This is a genomic window from Palaeococcus sp. (in: euryarchaeotes), assembly GCF_053987695.1.
Genome location: NZ_JBMXHE010000006.1, coordinates 26,223 through 44,171, shown reverse-complemented (window position 1 = coordinate 44,171; position 17,949 = coordinate 26,223). Strand labels below are relative to the sequence as shown.

Here is a 17,949-nt window from a genome sequence, read left to right as displayed (position 1 = left end):
TTTCCAGATAAGGGTTATCTAAAGAAATGGGTCGCTAAGGGAAGAGTCATAAAGAAAGCATTTGAAACGGTCGATTCAATAATGCCCAAGAATCACTTGAGTGAAAAGGAGATAGAAAGCACACCTGAAGGATGAGCTGTAGTGGGAGGGATGAGGCGGCTTAGATAAGCTAAAGGAGATAAAGATTTTCACAAACGAAGACGTGAAGAAGATTCTTCGGGTAAAGAGCTTGCAGAAAAGTACGAAATGATTTTCAACACCATTGGAACGGAGAAGATAAAGGGAGAAGCGGGGGTTATCAAAAATAATCACTTTTTATAAGCCACATAGATATCCGCTTCTATTATTTTCATATCTTTTGTAACATAATGATGCACAAAATATAAGTTCCCCCTGTGCATCCAGCACCGGCTCCCCGGCAAAGTTAGAAACTATTTCCTCTGGCTCACTCCATCCATCTTTTGTTTTTAAAGGTTGAAAAACTGTTTTCCACGACTCTAGGACTCCTCGCATTCTGGTTCATCCCTTATGACATTATCCTTGAATTTAATGGGGTTTTTGGAGAATCCGTCCTTGGGATAATAACCTTTCTCTTCCTCCTTAAAAAATGGGATTCAAAGAGAAGAAGTTCATGTCACCTTCTCTAGTCCCCTTTTTCTCACAAGGTAGGTGTCTTCATGCTTTATAGCCCCTTCGGAAATCATGAGTGGCGGATGGATTATTGCCAGAACCATGTTTTCCTGAACCTTTGTGGCCCTCTGTGGAACGACTATGGTTGTTATTGGAGGTTCTTCAATTAGGAGCCCGACCCCATGGGTATACCCCGCCAAATAAGCATCACCAAACCCTCTCTCTTTGAAAAAGCTTGTTAATTTCTTTTCAATAGATGCAAGAGGAATGCCAATCTTCGTCTCTTCAATGGCGAGATTATAAGCCTCTTCCTTCACTTCAATGGCTCTCCTCACCCTCTCACCGGGATCTCCCACCACGAAAGTCCTCGCCATATTTGCGTAGTAGTGGTTCCAGTCTGCTCCTATAACCACGGTAACGACTCCATTCTCCGGAACCTTGAGACCTCTAAAGGGTTCGGCGTGTGCCCTTGGGGTCGTTGAGACGTAGACCTTCGGGTCTTCGCTCCCATTGAGCATGAGCTCCCTCACTATATTCGCTGCAATTTCAAGCTCGCTCATTCCGGGCTTTATAACATCCTCAGCAGCTTTCATACCTTTTTGAGCAATTTTTCCAGCTTTTCTTATGTTCTCAAGCTCCCATTCATCCTTTATCATGCGCATGCTCATTGTGATGCCAAATACGTCCACTATCTCAATGCCCGGATTGAGCCTCTCGAAAACCTTTAGGAAGAGCAGATATGCATCCCTCTCAACCCCGAACTCCAGACCAACGCGGTTCATGCCGTTCCTATGGATCCATCCCACAACTCCTGCCATCAAATCCTCAACCTTTTGATACTCAACCACATCCTCTATCCAGCTCTTCCGCTTGAATAATTTCTCCTCTCCTCTAACGACATATGCAATCGGATCTCCCTCTGCAGGAATCAAGAGTGCCGGCCGAAGCCATTTGGTTCCCGTAAAGTATATGAAGCTCGATAGAGTTCTTATAACCGCTCCATCTATCTCATTCTCCCTCAAGCGTTCCTGAAAGCGCTCAAGGCGCCTTTTAAAGATTTCCGGATTTCCCCTCATGGTATCAATCCCTCCAATCCAAGAGCATTTTTTCACCCTCAATCCTTTTATACCCAGCGATGTCCATCGTCATTTCAAGAGTCCCCATGTAGTTCCCCTCACCGTCAAAGAGAGGCATGTACTTGATATAAACATACTTCGGGCCCATCTTAAGCCAGAACGTCGCTTCGCTCTTCCTGCCCTCCTTGAAAGCCTTAAGGATTTTGTTCACTATGTGCACGCTCTTGGGCGGGTGGCAGAGCTGGACGGGTCTCCCAAGGATGGAGGGGGTTCTTGCAAATATTCTCTCACCCGGAGAGAAGAAGCGAACTCTGTCATCCTTGTCTATGAAGGTAATGTCAACGGGCAGTACCTCGAATATCGCCTTCAGCTCATTCACGCTGACAAAACCGGTCCCGAGGTTTATGTCGCCCTCTCTCTTCAGCATGGTTTTGTCGAACTCAAGGGGCTGTCCTTTGAGCACCTGCTGAACCTCCTTTGGAAGACCAAGGAGCTGTTCAACGCTCAGCTCTGACTCTATCTCCCAGGGATGAAGCGCTTCAGTGTCCGAATCCCATTCCGGCGGACTAACCTTATAGTAGCCGATCTCGTCCTCCTGCTGTCTTATTGCCTTCCACTCGCCATCGGTGAGGAGAGCATTAAGCGTCGGGTAGTAGATGTTGTTCTCCCTGAACACCATGTCGCTCAGTGCAAAGGACAGCTCTCCTGCCTTCTCTTTGACCTTCTCCGCAAACTCCTCCCATGACATCTCATTTCTCTTCCTCAACAGCTCGGCAAAGCGTTTTGTCATGAACCTTATCTCATCGTGCTTCGTCCAGAGAACGGTGGCTATGGCGGTTAAACCCCTCCGCTCAATGTAGGGGAAGGTGAGCATCTCCTCCCTATTGTAGTGGGTGAAGCCGACCTTTCTGAGGTTGCTCGCTATCTCCTCCAGAACACCGAGGATTTCCTCCCTCATGCGCTCGTTCTTTGTTGTCGCCAGAGTCCTCGCGTAGAGGTTGAGCATCTCCGCGTCCTTCATTATCTCCTTGTTTTCGAGGTAGAGCGTCTTGAGAGGGTGTCCATCGGGCAGATCCCTCTCCTCAAGCTCATCCGTTCCTTTAACAGCTTCTCTAAAGAGCTCAACGTGCAGGTCACACATCTTCGCTATGTCCCTTGCGGATATGCCCTCCTTTACGAGCTCCTGTTCTATGATTGGAATCTCAAGGGGCGAAATGCCGCTCAGGACTTGACGGAATTCTTCCTTAAGTTTATTCACGTCCTCGCCCTCGTGAATTCTAAGGAGAAGAGCTTTCAGGGCTTCCTTCTTGTATTCGCGGTTTTTCAACAACTCGGTCACTCCGCACCGCCCCTAATCTTTTCCATGATAACCCTGACCAGCTCACGGAGCTTTTCGTAATCCTCGCCCTTCGGCCTCGCACGAACCTCAAGGCTCCCGAGAAGCTCTATATTCGCGCCCTTCAGAACTTCAAGGAGTGAATCCTTGCTCCTCCCGTGCCACCCGTAGGAGCCTATTATCACCGCATATTTTGCGGGTGGTCTGAGGGCCTTTACGAGGTATGCTCCATATACCGCAAGGGGATGGGCGCCTCCAAGGACTGTCGGGGCTGCCAGAACTATGACCCTTGAGTCCACGAGGTCTTTGGCGATCTCCCCTATGTCCGAGCTCACGAGGTTGTAGACCTTAACATCTATTTCCTCAGCGGTCAGAAGAGCCGCGAGCTCCCTTACCATGGCTTCATTTGCCCCCCACATGCTGACATAGGCTATCAACACTTTCTCCTTCATCTCCCCGCCGCTCCAATGTTTGTACGCCTCGATTATCCTTGAGGGATTCCTGTATATCGGGCCGTGGCTCGGGGCGATTATCTCAATCTCAAGCTCCTCGATCTTCTGAAGCGCTCTCTTTGCCATGGCCGAGAAGGGCATCATTATCTCCCCGAAGTACCTCTGGGCGTGCGTTAGAAGGTCGGGCACGTCATCGTCGTAAAAGCTCTCTGCGAGGTGCGCCCCGAAGAAGTCGCATGGAAAGAGTATCTTATCCTCGACGAGGTATGTAAACATGGTCTCCGGCCAGTGAAGCCATGGTGCCTCTATGAACCGGAGGGTCTTCCCTCCCAGCGAGACGGTATCGCCATCCTTCACCACCATAATTCTCTCATCAGGGACATCATAGTAAGCCTTCGCCATGTCCACGCCTTTTTTGGTTGCAATGAGGATGGCCTTTTCGTTCCTCTCCAGCAGATATGGGATTGCACCCGAGTGATCGGGCTCGGCGTGGTTCATCACTATGTAATCGATATCGGCCACGTCTGTGATTTCGTTTATTTTTTCCTCAAGCTCCCCCTCAAAACCCGGTGCCACAGTATCTATGAGGGCTCTTTTTTCACTCCCTACTACCAGATAGGCGTTGTAGGAGGTTCCTTTGGGCAGGGGAATCAGGGCATCAAAAATCCGTTTGTTCCAGTCTCTAACTCCAACCCAGTAAACATCTTTAACAATTTCCACAGTTTTCATGATATCACCTTCATGACATATGTCATACAAAGGGCTTTTAAACCTTTCTACCCATTTTTGCCCAGAAATCGCTTTGAAGAGATTATGAAGGAACTCAAGGCGCTTGAAAAATCTTAAATATTCCAGATGTCATAAAGATGAGCATGAAGAGCAATGCCTTTGAAGCCGCTGCGAGATATGTGTACCCCGCCCTGAGGAGGCGTTTAGTGGAGATTCTTTACGAGAGGGGATTTACTCAAACACAGATTGCTGAGCTCCTCCACATAACCCAATCTGCAGTTTCACGCTATTTAAAGATGAACAGGGGTGCCCTTATCGATGTTAAAAAATTCATAGATGTGGAAGAGAAGCTTAGGGACTTCGCCAATGAGATAGTAAAAGAAAAGCCAGATGAATATGCAATACACGCGAGAATCGTTGAAATCACCATCGAGATGCTCGGGAAAGGTTACGTATGCTCTTTCCATTCCAAAGTCGATCCCGAAATTGACCCAAAGAAGTGCAGGGTGTGCATAGAGCTCTTTGGAAACAGATGAGAATTTAAGAATTGAAGAATTTAAGAATTGAAAAATTGAAAAATTAAAAGAACTTCCCAAACATGTGCTGCGGGATAGGGCAAAAGATCAACCTTCTTGCCCATAGACAATCAGCACAGCTCGGCTCATTTCCCCAGCAATCAATGTCACTTGTCTTTACAAAATCACATGCATCCCGAAGTGCACAGTCCGTACATGAGGGATACATGTAGTTCTTCATGGTAAAGCGGAACCAAGTGTACTTCTCACTTGTCCAGATATCCTTAAGGCTATTCTCTTTAACATTGCCAAAGGAGTAAGCATTCACCTTCTTTTTCCTGCCGAAGATATACTCATAATATGTGTGAAGGAAACGATAGCATGGAGCGACTTCCCCATCCCATCTCACAACGGCAACATTGTTCTCATCAAAGTCGCACTGTCTCTCGGTTTTAAGCTCAAAATTAGGTATTTTAACATAGAGTCCCGAATGGACTATTTTATGAAGCTCGTCAACTATGGGTTCCATATCCACACTTCCATCGTAAACGATATCATCTATCTGCTCTTCTGTCATGGGAATGAGGTTTGATATGAGCATTGCATCAATATTCAGATCTCTCAGATACCTTGCCAGCTCTGGAAGCTCTTTGTAGTTTTCCTTTGTCACAACGACTTCAACGCCTATGCTCGGTCTATGAGTTCCACTCTCGTCTCTGTATTTAACGAGCTTCTTCACGTTCTCCGCGGTTACTCCAGCCGCTATGTGGCCCAGCGTTATCACGTTGGCAGCGGTTGGAATTGTATCCATGGAGAAGTAGATGAGATCAACTCCAAGTTCCGCAAATTCCCGAAGCATCCCATCTGTGAGAAGAGTTCCATTGGTGGACATCCCCAAAGCAAAGCCCCTTCTCTTGACCTCACGTACCATATCCATGAAGCGGGGATGAACAGAAGGCTCTCCTATTCCACCGAAGTAAATCATCTTGAGATCCGGAAATTCCTCCGCATCATCAAGTATCTTGAGAAAAAGCTCCCAGTCCATGTCCCCTTCCGTATCTTCCCAGTACTGCTTGAAACACATTTCGCAGTGGAGGTTGCACCTGCTCGTCGTCTCTATGTAGAGATACTTCATATCAAGCTTGGGTTTCACAATGACCTTGCCATCCCATAATGTAAAAGAATATTCTTTTTCCATTTCAGCCGCCCCCGGCAGGAGGAAAGATGCTCACAATATCCTCTTCCCGCAGTGGAGTTTGCAAACCCTGCAGGTGCTCAATATTCCTCCCGTTAATGAGTATCATGAACCCCCTCTCGAGTTCCTCTTCAAACCCGGGATATGTTGAGTAAAGCTTTTCCAAAAGCTCTTCCACACTTCCAGCGGGAACCTCGAGAATTTTCCGTCCGGTGAGCTTTATCAGCGTGGCAAAAACCTTGACTTTTACCATATTCTACCACCATTTTCATGAAAACTAGGTTTTACACTTAAAAAATTTTTCGAATGAAAAATTTTGTAAAACAGAAAGAAAAGTGAGATCAAATGAACTCCTCGATACCGAGCTCTTTGGCTTTTTCCTTTGGAACTTTCCCATCCTCCGTCCAGCCTCTGAGGGCATAGTACCTCGGGAGCATCTCCTTTAATCTAACCACGTAACCCTTGTTCGGTCCCTCGGGCATGGGCTCTTCTAGGAAGCGCTTTGGCAGCGTATCGTCCTTTGCCGGATCAAGACCAGCTTTAAGGTTAAAGATGCGCTCGGCATTCCATATTCTCTCCCCTATCTTGAGATAGTCCTCGGTTGAATAGTCCCATCCCAGAGCGGCATTAAGCATGTCCCTGTAGTCATCAGCTCCTAAACCGAAGGTCGTAAAGAGGCAGAGCCCGGCGGCATCGATAAGCGCACTGAGATCCTGGAAGATTATGAGCATCTTAACCTTGTCATCACTCACATCGTGTGGATCCATCTTATATGGATAACCGAGGATTTCGGGGCTTATCATGTAGTTCTTAATGTGGCATCCTCCACGGTTGTTGGTCGCATAACCGAGGCCGTGTCCCTCGGCACCTCTTGGATCATAGGCTGGTAGCTCAAGCTTTTTGACACTCATAGAATACTCGGGATGGCCATAGCTCTCTGCAAGGCGATAACCACCTTCAGCTAGTTTGTCTCCGAAGCCTTCTCTCCTTGCAAGCTTATCGATGTAGTAGTGGAGAACCTCCGTGTTACCCCATCTGAATGGAGGAGCCTCTCCAAGCTCTTCATCCGTTATTAATCCTTTCTCGTAAAGCTCCATAGCCGTTCCAAGGGTTCCACCAGTGGATATGGTATCGAGGCCGAGCTCATCGCACCTGTGGTTTGCTTCAATTATGCTTGCGAGGTCGTTTATACCGAGGTTTGCTCCAAGTGCCCATGTGCTCTCGTATTCGGGACCCTCAGTGACTCCAATGGTCGGAAGTTTGTTAACCCTTCCACATCCAATCGGACATGCATAACACGGCTGGTTTCTTATAAGGTACTTAGCTGCCATGGCTTCACCACTCTGCTCATATGCATGCTCAAAGACCCCTGTTTGGAAGTTTCTTGTTGGATAGAGCCCATTTTCGTTGATTATGTTAACAAGAACGGCGGTACCATAATTAGGGAGTCCTCCTCCTGCAACAGGATCATTTCTGAGCTTGTTAATCTTCTCCCTAATCGTTAGCATAAACTTCTGTTTGTCCGCTATTGATACGGTCTTACTCCCTTCAACGGCTATAGCCTTGAGGTTCTTGCTTCCCATTACCGCGCCTACACCACCTCTACCTGCAGCCCTGTGCCCATCATTCATAACAGCGGCAAACTTAACAAGGTTCTCCCCCGCAGGACCAATTAGGGCTATTCTGAGTTTTTTACTTCCAATCTCCTTCCTTATAGCCTCTTCGGTCTCACTCACGAGCTTGCCCCAGAGGTGGGAAGCATCACGAATCTCGACGTTTTCGTCCTTTATATATATGTAAACAGGCTTTTCTGCCTTGCCTTCTACAACAATGGCATCATAGCCCGCAAACTTTAGTTCAGCTCCAAAGTATCCTCCAGAGTTCGCCATGGTTATGAAGCCCGTGGCCGGGCTCTTTGTAACAACGTTATATCTTCCTCCCGTGGGAGCGCTTGTTCCACTTAACGGGCCAGGAGTAATTACTAGCTTGTTTTCAGGGCTCAACGGGTCAACCATCGGGTCCATCTCTTTTAAAAGCAGATATATTGCAAGTCCCCTGCTCCCAAGCCATTTTCTAGCAAACTCTTCATCATATTCTTCGACTTTCACCTCTCCCGTGGAGAGGTTTACACGTAGAAACTTTCCCCAGTTGCCATACATGGACATCGCCAAAATAATATAGACATTTATCCCTATAAATTTTGGCGAAAATAAAATATATTGCAGGAAGTATTGGAGTTAAACGCTATTATTAACGGAAAAGAAAAATGTAAAAAATTTCAAGAATCAACTTGTGAATGCTCAAGCTCCGCTACCGGTGTCCCAGCAGCCTTTTTAATCTTTCTTCAACATCCTCTTTTCTTCTAACGAGGTTTTGCCTCTCAACCTCTCTTCCCCTCTTTAGATATACGAGTGTTGGAATATTCAAAACTTCAAAGCTCTGGGCAACCATGTAAAGCCAGTTCATCTTTCAACATCTCCTTCAAGAAATGTCTCGTTTTTCTCGTAGGCACTCTTCATGCTGAACCATGAATAAAGCGAAAGGAGAAGAAAAACAAAAAGTCCCATTTCATAGAGCATTCCGTTCACCTCAAAATTCTCATCGCGTTGAATACCGCTATGAGGGCGACACCGACATCCGCAAAGACCGCCTCCCACATAGTCGCCTCTCCAAGTATTCCAAGGCTTATAAATGCGAGCTTAATACTGAGGGCAAAGATTATATTCTGCCAAACTATCCTCCGGGTCTTTCTAGCTATCCTGATGCCCTTTGGCAACTTCGAAAGCTTGTCATCCATTATGACCACATCTGCCGTCTCTATGGCTGCATCGCTTCCCAAGGCACCCATTGCAACACCCACGTCTGCCCTCGCCAGTACAGGAGCATCGTTTATGCCGTCACCGACGAAGATTATCTTCTCGCTCGGTGTTTTCTTTTTCTCAAGCTCTTCAATGACTCTAACCTTGTCTTCTGGTAAAAGTTCGGCATAGAACCCATCGAGTCCAAGGTGACTCGCTATTTCCTCAGCAACGTCCTCGCCGTCGCCTGTGACCATAATAACTTTCTCAACACCGAGGTGCTTGAGCTCCTTAATGGCAGCGGGTGCATCTTCCTTTATCTCGTCCGAGATTATTATATAACCCGCATACTTCCCGTTGATAACCACATGAGCAACGGTTCCCTTAACATGGCATGTGTCGTGCCCAATCTCAAAACGATGTAGCAGCCTATCATTACCCACCATTATCTCAACATCACCTATCCTCGCTCTAACGCCATGCCCCGCTATCTCCTCATATCCCAATACCTCCATCTCGTTGATTTTTTTATCATAAGCGTCCTTTATCGCTTTAGCTATTGGATGGTTCGAATGTGCCTCCGCCAAAGCGGCAAATCTTATTATCTCCTCCTCAGTAAAGCCGTTCCTCGTCTCTATCTTGGTCACCTTAAAGACACCCTTTGTTAGAGTTCCCGTCTTGTCGAAGGCAACCACCGCTGCACTGTGGAGTGCATCGAGATAATTGGAACCCTTGACGAGTATCCCCTCCCTAGCGGCTCTCCCAATACCTCCAAAGTAGCCTAAGGGGATTGAGAGAACCAACGCACATGGGCATGAGATTACGAGGAGCACCAGTGCCCGGTAAATCCAGGTTGAGAACGGATCTCCGGTAGTCAGGGGCGGAACCGTGGCGACAAGGGCGGCAAGCCCAACGACAGCAGGTGTATAATAATGGGCAAACTTTGTTATGAACTTCTCGGTCTTAGCCTTTCTCGCGCTCGCATTCTCAACGAGCTCTAGAATCCTCGAAATTGTTGACTCGCGAAGCTCTTTTGTAACCTTTACTTTTAAAACTCCTGTGAGGTTAAGCATACCCGAGAGGATCTCCTCCCCTTCTTTCACAGTTCTTGGAATACTCTCACCTGTGAGTGCTGAGGTATCAACATTTGAGCTTCCTTCAATGACCACGCCGTCGACGGGAACTCTCTCGCCAGGCTTTATGAGGATTATATCGCCGACCTTGAGCTCTTCGGGCGTTACCCGTACAATTTTATCTCCAGTTACAAGATTGGCGTACTCCGCCTTTAGGGCGAGCAGAGCTTTGATGGAGCGCCTTGACTTGTTTACTGCCATGTCCTGGAAGAACTCACCGACTACGTAGAATAGCATAACCCCAACCGCCTCTGGATACTCGTGGATGGCAAATGCTCCTAGGGTGGCTATGACTATAAGGAAGTTCTCATCAAAGACGTTACCATGGAAGGAATTGAGCACTGCACTCTTGAGAACCTTCCACCCGACGAGGAGGTAGCTCACCGTGAAGATTCCCATCACAAAGGCATTATCTATACCGTAATAGTAGCGGAGCACTATACCAATGGCGAAGAGTATGATAGATGGGATAATAAAATAGAGCACCTTTTCCCTGTGCTCATGTCCGTGTTCGTCCTCTTCGATGACCTTGACTCCGGGCTCGACATTTCTCACTATTCTTTTAGCCTTCTCTACATCGCCCTCAATAACGAGCTCGCTCGTCGTAAAGTTTACCAGAGCGAATTCAAAACCCTCTTTTTTGAGGGCTTCCTCAATTTCATAAGCACAGCTCGCACAGTCGAGCCCCTCCAATTTAAGCTTCTTTGGCATATTACTCCTCCATGTGCCTAAGGGCAATCTTCAAAATCTGCCTTATGTGCTCGTCATCTAGCCGATAAAATACGTTCTTACCATCTTTTTTATAAGCGACAATTTTTCTGTCCTTTAAAATTCTAAGCTGGTGTGATATGGCTGAGACAGAAAGCCCGGTGATGTTTGATAAGTCACACGTACAAAGTTCCTCCTCAAGCAAGGCGAAGACTATCTTCAAGCGAGTGGGGTTCCCCAAGGCATTGAAAAAATCCGAAATCTCGAGGATGGTTTCCTCATCGGGGAGCTTTTTCTGGGCTTTCAAAATTTTATCTAGATGCTCCTCATAAATCTTACATACTTCCGTCATTTTATCACCTCTACATTTGAACAATTGTGCAAATGTCTTATAAACCTTACCCTTGGAGCAGGGAAAAGGGTTAGATAGCCAGTACAATTAGAGTAGCAATAGTCGCAATTAAGAAGTAAGGTATTGAGTATTTGTGAAATTCTCTCAGACTGATTCCTGAAATTCTGAGAGCTATGAAGTTTGCCAGTGAACCACTTATGATACCATTGCCCCCAAGATTCACACCAAGAGCAAGGGGAAGCCATTTAACTTTTGAAGCGAAAAGGACGGTGGTGGGAACATTGCTAATGAGTTGACTTAAACCTGCAGAGAGTAGGAATGTCCTTATAGTAGTGTTTAGCGGAAAAGAAGTTTCAGAGAGCAGGAAAGCAAGTTCCTTAAAGTCGATAAATATAAGTGTAAAAACTGCTATGAGAGCAACATCAAGCGAGAGGATAGATTCCTTACCAGCAAATATCATTAAAATCATGGTAATTATAAAGGCAAACACAGCGTATCCCTTTTCTATAAGTATTATGTTGGTTATAAGAAGCGCTAGAGATGTAAAAAAGAGCCTCCGTTTGATCTTAACTTTTGGTAACGGAAGTTTTGATATGGGTTTCTTCCCACCGTTCAGCCAGAGAAAGAAGAAAAGAATCACAATCCAGAGTATTACATAGGGTAGCATTTTCAAAATAAATTCACTCATGGATATGCGGTAAGTTCTCCAAATGATTATATTCTGGGGATTCCCTATTGGAGTTAAAGCGGAGCCGATATTGGCGGATATAGCCGTTAATGTAACCATCTCAGCAGTACTTATCCCTGTTATCCTTGAAATTGTTAGAATGAGGGGAATGAACACAAAAATAGCCGTATCATTCATTATAACTGCCGAAGAAGCCGCCACAAGAATTGTTATAAAAATCAACAATTTAAGATCAGAACTTCCGGATAGTTCCACTATTTTAGGCGCAGCTCTGCTGAAGATCCCAGAGAGTTCAAGACCTCGAGAGACAAGAAGGAGTGAAATTATCGCAGCTAAACTTTCATAATCTATGAAATCTATTGTTCTACCTAGTAAAGAGGGATCCCTAATCAAAAGCATAATATAGAGAAGGATAAGTACACTTAGGAACCATTCTCTTTTTGCATAGAATATCACAGTGCTTATGAAATTTTTTGCATCAAATGACGTATCTCCTTACCTCCTCCGTAAGGCCATAATCAGGTATGAGTTCCTTGCCGTCGTAAGAAACCTTAACATGCAGTATTATGAATTTTCCCCATGCCACTGGAATGGCCCATGCATCTTCAGGTTCTCTAAACTCTGCAGCCTCAATAACACGTGCTTCTTTTAATGCGCTATTAACTATCACCCGAACTTCCCGAGGGTCAACCTCAATCCCCCAAGCTCTGACGGGCCTTCCCTTAGGGGAAGGAGCCCTAGCGTAAGGGTCATAATGCATCCTGTCTATGGCAAAGTCCATGTACATTATAGGAGCATCAACGTGTATTTCACCGGCAGGTCCCCTTCGGATTATCGGAACTCCAGCTGTAAAAAATGGTAATGCAGCTCTGACGGTTTCAACTGCTCTCTCTACAAACTCTGGATTAAGAGATTCCCTCCGATCACCAATTATGGGTGGAGGACTTGGTGATACCATCATAAAACCCCCAATAACCTCTGTTTTCACTGGGATTTCATGTTATATAACGTTTTTGGGTAGAAGGCAAAGCTAAACGGAAATCGGCACGCGCTCAGCTCTTATTTTTCCAGTATCTTTAAAAGAACTCCCAGAAGCTTTTGGCGTCGATATTCCAGCCGTCATTCCAATGCTTCTTTATACCGTCGAGACAAAACGCTCTTGATTGACTCCACGAGAAGTTCGGCGGGAGGTAAAGTCCACGACTATTGAGCCTTATGTCACCGGATAGAGGATTTTTCTGCCCGAAATTCTTCACATGAACAAGACCCAATAAGGAGCAGGACAAGAACCCAAGCACAATAAAATCCCATCCCTATCTTCGTCCCATATTAGCTCCTCTTGTTCTATATGAGGCTTTAGCTGGCTACTCCAGAGATAGTAGATACACCCCAAAGAACATCAAAATGCCGAAAAATGCCTTAATTGCCGTGAAGCTCTCTCCGAGGATTAGAAAAGCAAAGAGAGCGCCGATTAGTGAGGAAGTTGAAAAAATTGCCCCCGTTTTCATAGCCCCAATTTCCCTCAGGGCGAACAGGAACAGCACGATGGAAAAGCCTATGCTGAAGGCACCGACCGTTAATACATATGGAAGGCTTTGAAATGGGATGTAGAAGCGAATTCCAATTAGAGAAGCTAGAATTAATAACGCGCCCCCTCCAAACAGCCCTTTTAGTGAAGTTACCAAAAGCAGATCCCTCTTAACGCTTAGCAACTTGCTCAAATTATTATCCACCGCCCATGAAAGGCCCGCTAAAATTATTAAAATGTTCCCAAGGATGCCTCTGCCCAGCTCCACTTCCCTGAAGTTCTCTGTCGAGATCACAACGGCTCCAATTAAGATTAAGAGAATTCCGAGAATGCTCCTTCTTGAGGCTTTTTCTTTAAAGACTAAAAGGGCTATTAAAACAGTGAACAATGTCTCAGTATTGAGTAGAAGAGATGCATTAACAGCTGTCGTCTTATTCAAGCCAAACATGAACGAAAGAGGTGCCAAGAAGGAGCCAAAAAGTACTATAAAAGTCAACAACAGGAGATCCTGCCTTGAGAAGTATTCTTGGGTTTTAACTTTAAATTCAAGCCTCTCGAGGATTTTATCCTTAAGCGGTGTAAAGCGGAGAAGCATTAAAACTATCCCCGCCGTTAGATAAATGCTCCCTGCTACAATCATTGGATGAACATTTCTAAGGGCGATTTTATTCAGCGTCGAGCTTATTCCAAAGAGCAGGGCAGCTAAAACTGTACTCACATAGCCATAGTGATGCGTCATGGTAGTAACTCTAAAATAAAGCGCTTATAAGCTTAGTTCACACGAAAAAGAGGGAGGTAATACAAAATTGCATTCTTTCAGCTAAAGTGTCACGTTAATCGGTGAAGAGCTATGCCAAGCCAAACAGACTTTAGGTTGCCTAACTTTTGGGATGGATATTGGAAACCCCATTTTTGCCGAATCAAACATGAAATAGAAAGAAAGATCGAAAATCATTCTCCTTGCATGAGGAGAGTTGGGAGTTTTGGTACCCTCACGGAGAGCTCCTTATCCAGCATGAAGATGCCCTGAGGGCTATCCTTCACCAAACGAAGCTTATCAAGGACTTTTTTGACGCTCGCCTCTTCTTCAACCTGCTCATTGATGAACCACTCAAGGAATGCTCTCGTTGAGTAGTCCTTTTCTTCTTCAGCCAGTGCTGCAAGTTCATTTATGCACTTGCTTATAAACTGCTCGTGCTCGTATGATGCTCTAAATGCATCGGAAGGGGATTTCCATTCCTTCGGGGGCTGTGGAATTTCACTCAGTTCAACCCTGCCATTCCGGTCATAGATGTAGTTGTAGAATCTCAAAGCGTGTCCCCACTCTTCCTCTGCTTGAGCTTTCATCCAGCTGGCAAACCCCTCCAGATTCAAATCGTCAAAATAAGCAGCCATTGCAAAATACAGATATGCAGAATAGATCTCCCTGTTGAGCTGCTCATTTAAAGCTTTAAGCATTTTTTCACTCAGCATTTTTATCACCATAATTAATTTCAGTCTCGAACTATTTAAGGCTTTAGTTCAAACCTTTTTAGCTCTTTCCTGATTTTTTCAAACTCCTCTAATTTACCTTGCGTAACCACCCTCTCTGGTTTGAACGGGCACTCACAATAGGGGTACTGCAGAAAGGCATCATAGGTTCCTATTTTCCTCGCAATGGCAACTATTTCCTCCTTATCCATTCCAATGAGGGGTCTGTGAATCGGAAAATCAACACTCATCGTTTCAAAGTAAAGGTTCGTTAATGTCTGCGATGCCACCTGTCCAAGGGAATCCCCCGTAACCACCCCAAGAGCACCCACCTCTTTAGCTATCTCCGCGGCCCTCTTAAGCATTGCCACCTTGCAGACCACACACGTCCATTCCCTGCGATTGAGCCTGTTGAGCGCCACAACGTAGGGTTTGAGTATCTCAAAGTGATCCTCAATTATGAGTTCTATTGGCTCGGGGGAGTAATCATTGAGAATTTCTACGACCCTTTCAACAACACTCCTCGCATTCATCCCCTGATCAAAGTGAACCGCCACGATCTCGGCACCGCGTTTGAGCATGAGGAATGCGGCAACGGGAGAATCTATACCTCCGCTCAAAAGGACAATGACTTTTCCCTGAGTGCCAACGGGGAGTCCTCCCACACCCCTGATTCTCTCAAAGAACACATAGGCTTTCCCGGCAATAATCTCAACCCCAATCACAAGCTCAGGCTTCTCCAAATCTACCCGCCATCCAAATTCCTTCACAACAAATGCACCAATTTCGCGGTTTACCTCAACGGATGTTCTCAAAAAAGTTTTATCAAGCCTTTGGGTCTCAACCTTAAAGCTTTTTGGTGATTTGGCCTTCAGAGCTCTACGGAGGTATTCTGGAATTTCCTCATAACTCATTTCTCTTGCAGGAGAGACCGAGATTACACCGGGCACCTTGGCGATTATCGCAGCCGCTTCGTCGTTAGCGTCGACGAGCAGCCTCCCCCTGAGTATCTTAACTCTCCCGCCCATGCCTTTTCTCATGAGAGCTTTCTCTATGTTCTCCTTAAGTTTTCTCTCAAACTCCCTCCTTTTTCCGCCCTTTATGGCTATCTCTCCATATCGAACGAGAATCATTTCAACCACCCAGATATCGTGCAAAGAGGTTTTTAGCTTCCTTCTCATCATCCGCTCCTCTGACTATCATTCTCCCGCTTCTGAAGATTAAAATCTCGTATTCTCCATCCTCGAATTGGAGGAACTGAGACGTTCTAATGTACTCAATTCCGAGGTTTTTAAACCTCTCAGAGAGCTCCTCAAAATTCACATCCATTTTCTCAGGCGGTGTTATCTGGATGGAGCCATCACACATTGTCTCGATTTTCATCCCCCGTTCTAAGAACTTGAATTCATGCCTCACGCATGCCTCACAGTCATCCCTCCTCGGGATTTCAATTTTTTCAAATTCCATAGTTTGGGTATCAAAGAAAATCATCTCACTCTCCAAATCTTCCCCCAAAAGTATCCTCATCCCCAGAGATACAGCTAGTGAAGCTGCGAGAGGGGGGACATAGCTCATGATGCCCGCTATTGCACAGGTGGGCATTGGTCTGGAAGGGAGCTTGAACATGAAGCATCGGAGACATGCTGTTTTTTCCGGTATTATGGGCATGACATTACCATATGTTCCTAAAACCCCGACATAAATCCAAGGCTTCCCATTTTTGACTGCATAATCATTTATCACCTGTCTCGTATATATGTTGTCCGTACCATCCAGTATTAAGTCCGCTTCGTCGAGGAGGTTTACCGTACCGGGATTAAGGTCTTCAAAATACCCTTCAACGCCAAACTCCTCTTTGAGAACATCAACTTTGGGTTTCCCGACATCTCTTTCACTATAAATGGTTCTCGGAAGGTCGCTCTCGTCAACAAAATCACGGTCAATAACAATTATCCTCCCGATACCAAGCTTGCGGAGAAAGTAGACCTCCCAGCTCCCTAACGCTCCGGCTCCAACAACTGTAACCGTGCTCTCTCCCAGCTTTCTCTGACCCTTGATACCAATGATTGGAAAGTGTCTTGAAAAGTCCATCATCTTCCCCACCATTCCGAAGTCGGATCCCACCTTTATGAACTTATCTTCACAAATTTGGGTACTATTAGGATAATTGTGGTCATGCTTATGTATATTTTTATTCTCTTTTTCTTTACGGCTATCTTATCCTGACAAATCAAAATGCGAATTCTTTCCAATTTACCAAAAATTAATCCTATAACCAGAAAACACATAGATTGAATGAAAGCACGAGTTTGCATGTTCTCTTGTGCAAAGTCAGCTCTGCACGTATGGTAACACCGGGTGATGGTGAAATCTCGGTGAATAGCATTCGGGGATGTTCTGAGAGAATAATTGCAGTCCACAATTTTAATAAGGTTCAGACACAGAGTTTAATGAGGTGATTTTCATGCAAAGAGCTCTCGTTACCCTAACCCCTCCAGAGAGCAAGCGCTTGATTGCAAAAGCTGTTGTTGCCCTCGATGAGGTCCAAAAGGCTCTGAAAGATGGCATAGTTTTTGTAGCTACAGGGACAACTGCCGCTTACATAGCGGAGGAGATTTTAGGGGAGAAAATCGAGAAGGAAAAATGGACCGTTGGAGTCATAAGTAAAGGGAGAACGTGTGTAACGCCAAAGAAAACATGGCCAAAGTACCTAATTCTGGAAAAGGGGAAACCCTTTGAGGGCACACCCCAGGAAGCTCTGGAGAAGATGGGAAAAGATGATGTCTTTATAAAGGGAGCAAACGCAATAGATCCAAATTGGAATGTTGCAGTTTTCGCTGCTGCCCCCAATGGAGGCACTATAGGATTAACATACGGCTGGACCATAACGAAGGGAGTCTTCACAATAACTCCAATAAGCCTTGAGAAGTTCACCCCCACGCCCGTTGAAGTGAGTGCAAAGCTTACCGGGATTTACTCATTCGACTGGGGAACGGGCCTCTACTCCGCACTTGTGCCGATACCTCACGCCGTGCCAATAACCGAGATAGAAGCCTATGAAATTCTTGCAAACGTGGATGCCATTCCGATAGCGGCGGGAGGTGCAGGAGGAGCTGAGGGAAGTGTAACGCTCGTCCTCGAAGGAGAGGATGAGGATATGAAAAAGGCAAAGGAGATAACCAAGGGGGTTAAGGGCGAGCCCTATCTCAAGCCCTACACAGAGGATTGCTCCGTGTGTGCTTTTGCAAAGATATGTGGAATTGGGACCGGGGTATTTTAGCCCTTTTATTCTCCCCTAAGTACCATCTTGGCAATGATGTATTTTTAGCATAAGCATTC

Annotated in this window: 17 protein-coding genes; 2 read left to right on the top strand and 15 right to left on the bottom strand. The window is 45.7% G+C overall.

The genetic code is table 11. The features are described from left to right. Positions 1 to 629: 629 nt before the first annotated feature. From ACXJGZ_RS00775 to ACXJGZ_RS00765, 3 genes are read right to left on the bottom strand one after another with little or no spacing between them, the layout of a single operon-like run. Positions 630 to 1,706, bottom strand: coding sequence for a M24 family metallopeptidase (locus ACXJGZ_RS00775; RefSeq protein WP_456397801.1), 1,077 nt, complete (start codon positions 1,704 to 1,706; stop codon positions 630 to 632). Positions 1,707 to 1,710: 4 nt separating this feature from the next. Further along, entirely contained in the window at positions 1,711 to 3,045 is a 1,335-nt protein-coding gene (locus ACXJGZ_RS00770; RefSeq protein ID WP_456397800.1) for a DUF438 domain-containing protein, read from the bottom strand. Further along, positions 3,042 to 4,223, bottom strand: a complete 1,182-nt coding sequence (locus ACXJGZ_RS00765) for an FprA family A-type flavoprotein (protein ID WP_456397799.1) — start codon at positions 4,221 to 4,223, stop codon at positions 3,042 to 3,044. Before ACXJGZ_RS00765 ends, ACXJGZ_RS00770 begins: the two co-directional genes overlap by 4 nt. Before the next feature lie 143 nt (positions 4,224 to 4,366). On the opposite strand from ACXJGZ_RS00765, the gene ACXJGZ_RS00760 reads away from it, so the two are divergent. After that, positions 4,367 to 4,759 carry a transcriptional regulator gene (locus ACXJGZ_RS00760; RefSeq protein WP_293256538.1) on the top strand — a complete coding sequence of 131 codons (393 nt, stop codon included), beginning with the start codon at positions 4,367 to 4,369 and terminating at the stop codon, positions 4,757 to 4,759. Positions 4,760 to 4,802: 43 nt separating this feature from the next. Here ACXJGZ_RS00760 and ACXJGZ_RS00755 read toward each other — a convergent pair whose 3' ends face one another. From ACXJGZ_RS00755 to ACXJGZ_RS00700, 12 genes are all read right to left on the bottom strand, one after another. Further along, a complete protein-coding gene (locus ACXJGZ_RS00755; protein ID WP_293256515.1) occupies positions 4,803 to 5,936 on the bottom strand; it encodes a tungsten cofactor oxidoreductase radical SAM maturase in 1,134 nt (377 codons plus the stop codon). A 1-nt stretch (position 5,937) separates the two neighbouring features. Beyond that, positions 5,938 to 6,186 carry a MoaD/ThiS family protein gene (locus ACXJGZ_RS00750; RefSeq protein WP_456320826.1) on the bottom strand — a complete coding sequence of 83 codons (249 nt, stop codon included), beginning with the start codon at positions 6,184 to 6,186 and terminating at the stop codon, positions 5,938 to 5,940. An 88-nt stretch (positions 6,187 to 6,274) separates the two neighbouring features. After that, entirely contained in the window at positions 6,275 to 8,092 is a 1,818-nt protein-coding gene (gene aor, locus ACXJGZ_RS00745; RefSeq protein WP_456320827.1) for an aldehyde ferredoxin oxidoreductase, read from the bottom strand. 151 nt (positions 8,093 to 8,243) lie between these two features. Further along, a complete protein-coding gene (locus tag ACXJGZ_RS00740) occupies positions 8,244 to 8,399 on the bottom strand; it encodes a YbbN family protein (protein WP_456320828.1) in 156 nt (51 codons plus the stop codon). A 118-nt stretch (positions 8,400 to 8,517) separates the two neighbouring features. Then, on the bottom strand, positions 8,518 to 10,575 hold the full coding sequence (locus ACXJGZ_RS00735; protein ID WP_456397798.1) for a heavy metal translocating P-type ATPase: 2,058 nt from the start codon (positions 10,573 to 10,575) through the stop codon (positions 8,518 to 8,520). Position 10,576: 1 nt separating this feature from the next. Further along, entirely contained in the window at positions 10,577 to 10,924 is a 348-nt protein-coding gene (locus ACXJGZ_RS00730; RefSeq protein WP_293255137.1) for an ArsR/SmtB family transcription factor, read from the bottom strand. A 70-nt stretch (positions 10,925 to 10,994) separates the two neighbouring features. Further along, complete coding sequence (locus ACXJGZ_RS00725) at positions 10,995 to 12,068, bottom strand: SLC13 family permease (RefSeq protein ID WP_456397797.1); 1,074 nt, start codon at positions 12,066 to 12,068, stop codon at positions 10,995 to 10,997. Between the two features lie 22 nt (positions 12,069 to 12,090). Then, positions 12,091 to 12,573: a hypothetical protein gene (locus ACXJGZ_RS00720; protein WP_456397796.1), complete on the bottom strand. Its 483-nt coding sequence runs from the start codon at positions 12,571 to 12,573 to the stop codon at positions 12,091 to 12,093. Between the two features lie 403 nt (positions 12,574 to 12,976). Next, complete coding sequence (locus tag ACXJGZ_RS00715; RefSeq protein ID WP_456397795.1) at positions 12,977 to 13,879, bottom strand: DMT family transporter; 903 nt, start codon at positions 13,877 to 13,879, stop codon at positions 12,977 to 12,979. A gap of 212 nt (positions 13,880 to 14,091) precedes the next feature. Next, positions 14,092 to 14,613 (bottom strand): ferritin, encoded by a 522-nt coding sequence (locus ACXJGZ_RS00710; RefSeq protein ID WP_456321987.1) that lies wholly within the window; start codon positions 14,611 to 14,613, stop codon positions 14,092 to 14,094. Positions 14,614 to 14,648: 35 nt separating this feature from the next. Continuing rightward, the gene (thiI, locus tag ACXJGZ_RS00705) at positions 14,649 to 15,743 is read right to left on the bottom strand and encodes a tRNA uracil 4-sulfurtransferase ThiI (protein ID WP_456397794.1); all 1,095 of its coding nucleotides are present in this window, start codon (positions 15,741 to 15,743) and stop codon (positions 14,649 to 14,651) included. Between the two features lies 1 nt (position 15,744). Further along, positions 15,745 to 16,716 carry a HesA/MoeB/ThiF family protein gene (locus tag ACXJGZ_RS00700; RefSeq protein WP_456321984.1) on the bottom strand — a complete coding sequence of 324 codons (972 nt, stop codon included), beginning with the start codon at positions 16,714 to 16,716 and terminating at the stop codon, positions 15,745 to 15,747. A 358-nt stretch (positions 16,717 to 17,074) separates the two neighbouring features. Here ACXJGZ_RS00700 and ACXJGZ_RS00695 point away from each other — a divergent pair, with 358 nt between their 5' ends. Continuing rightward, on the top strand, positions 17,075 to 17,890 hold the full coding sequence (locus tag ACXJGZ_RS00695) for a sugar phosphate isomerase family (RefSeq protein WP_293253331.1): 816 nt from the start codon (positions 17,075 to 17,077) through the stop codon (positions 17,888 to 17,890). Positions 17,891 to 17,949: the final 59 nt, after the last annotated feature.

What these genes read in the sequence shown, in the direction of transcription:
- ACXJGZ_RS00760 (WP_293256538.1), top strand. Translation starts at nt 4,367, where the DNA reads ATGAAGAGCAATGCCTTTGAAGCCGCTGCGAGATATGTGTACCCCGCC.
- ACXJGZ_RS00775 (WP_456397801.1), bottom strand. Translation starts at nt 1,706, where the DNA reads ATGAGGGGAAATCCGGAAATCTTTAAAAGGCGCCTTGAGCGCTTTCAG.
- ACXJGZ_RS00740 (WP_456320828.1), bottom strand. Translation starts at nt 8,399, where the DNA reads ATGAACTGGCTTTACATGGTTGCCCAGAGCTTTGAAGTTTTGAATATT.
- ACXJGZ_RS00755 (WP_293256515.1), bottom strand. Translation starts at nt 5,936, where the DNA reads ATGGAAAAAGAATATTCTTTTACATTATGGGATGGCAAGGTCATTGTG.
- aor (WP_456320827.1), bottom strand. Translation starts at nt 8,092, where the DNA reads ATGTATGGCAACTGGGGAAAGTTTCTACGTGTAAACCTCTCCACGGGA.
- ACXJGZ_RS00695 (WP_293253331.1), top strand. Translation starts at nt 17,075, where the DNA reads ATGCAAAGAGCTCTCGTTACCCTAACCCCTCCAGAGAGCAAGCGCTTG.
- ACXJGZ_RS00765 (WP_456397799.1), bottom strand. Translation starts at nt 4,223, where the DNA reads ATGAAAACTGTGGAAATTGTTAAAGATGTTTACTGGGTTGGAGTTAGA.
- ACXJGZ_RS00700 (WP_456321984.1), bottom strand. Translation starts at nt 16,716, where the DNA reads ATGGTGGGGAAGATGATGGACTTTTCAAGACACTTTCCAATCATTGGT.
- ACXJGZ_RS00735 (WP_456397798.1), bottom strand. Translation starts at nt 10,575, where the DNA reads ATGCCAAAGAAGCTTAAATTGGAGGGGCTCGACTGTGCGAGCTGTGCT.
- ACXJGZ_RS00710 (WP_456321987.1), bottom strand. Translation starts at nt 14,613, where the DNA reads ATGCTGAGTGAAAAAATGCTTAAAGCTTTAAATGAGCAGCTCAACAGG.
- ACXJGZ_RS00715 (WP_456397795.1), bottom strand. Translation starts at nt 13,879, where the DNA reads ATGACGCATCACTATGGCTATGTGAGTACAGTTTTAGCTGCCCTGCTC.
- thiI (WP_456397794.1), bottom strand. Translation starts at nt 15,743, where the DNA reads ATGATTCTCGTTCGATATGGAGAGATAGCCATAAAGGGCGGAAAAAGG.
- ACXJGZ_RS00730 (WP_293255137.1), bottom strand. Translation starts at nt 10,924, where the DNA reads ATGACGGAAGTATGTAAGATTTATGAGGAGCATCTAGATAAAATTTTG.
- ACXJGZ_RS00720 (WP_456397796.1), bottom strand. Translation starts at nt 12,573, where the DNA reads ATGATGGTATCACCAAGTCCTCCACCCATAATTGGTGATCGGAGGGAA.
- ACXJGZ_RS00750 (WP_456320826.1), bottom strand. Translation starts at nt 6,186, where the DNA reads ATGGTAAAAGTCAAGGTTTTTGCCACGCTGATAAAGCTCACCGGACGG.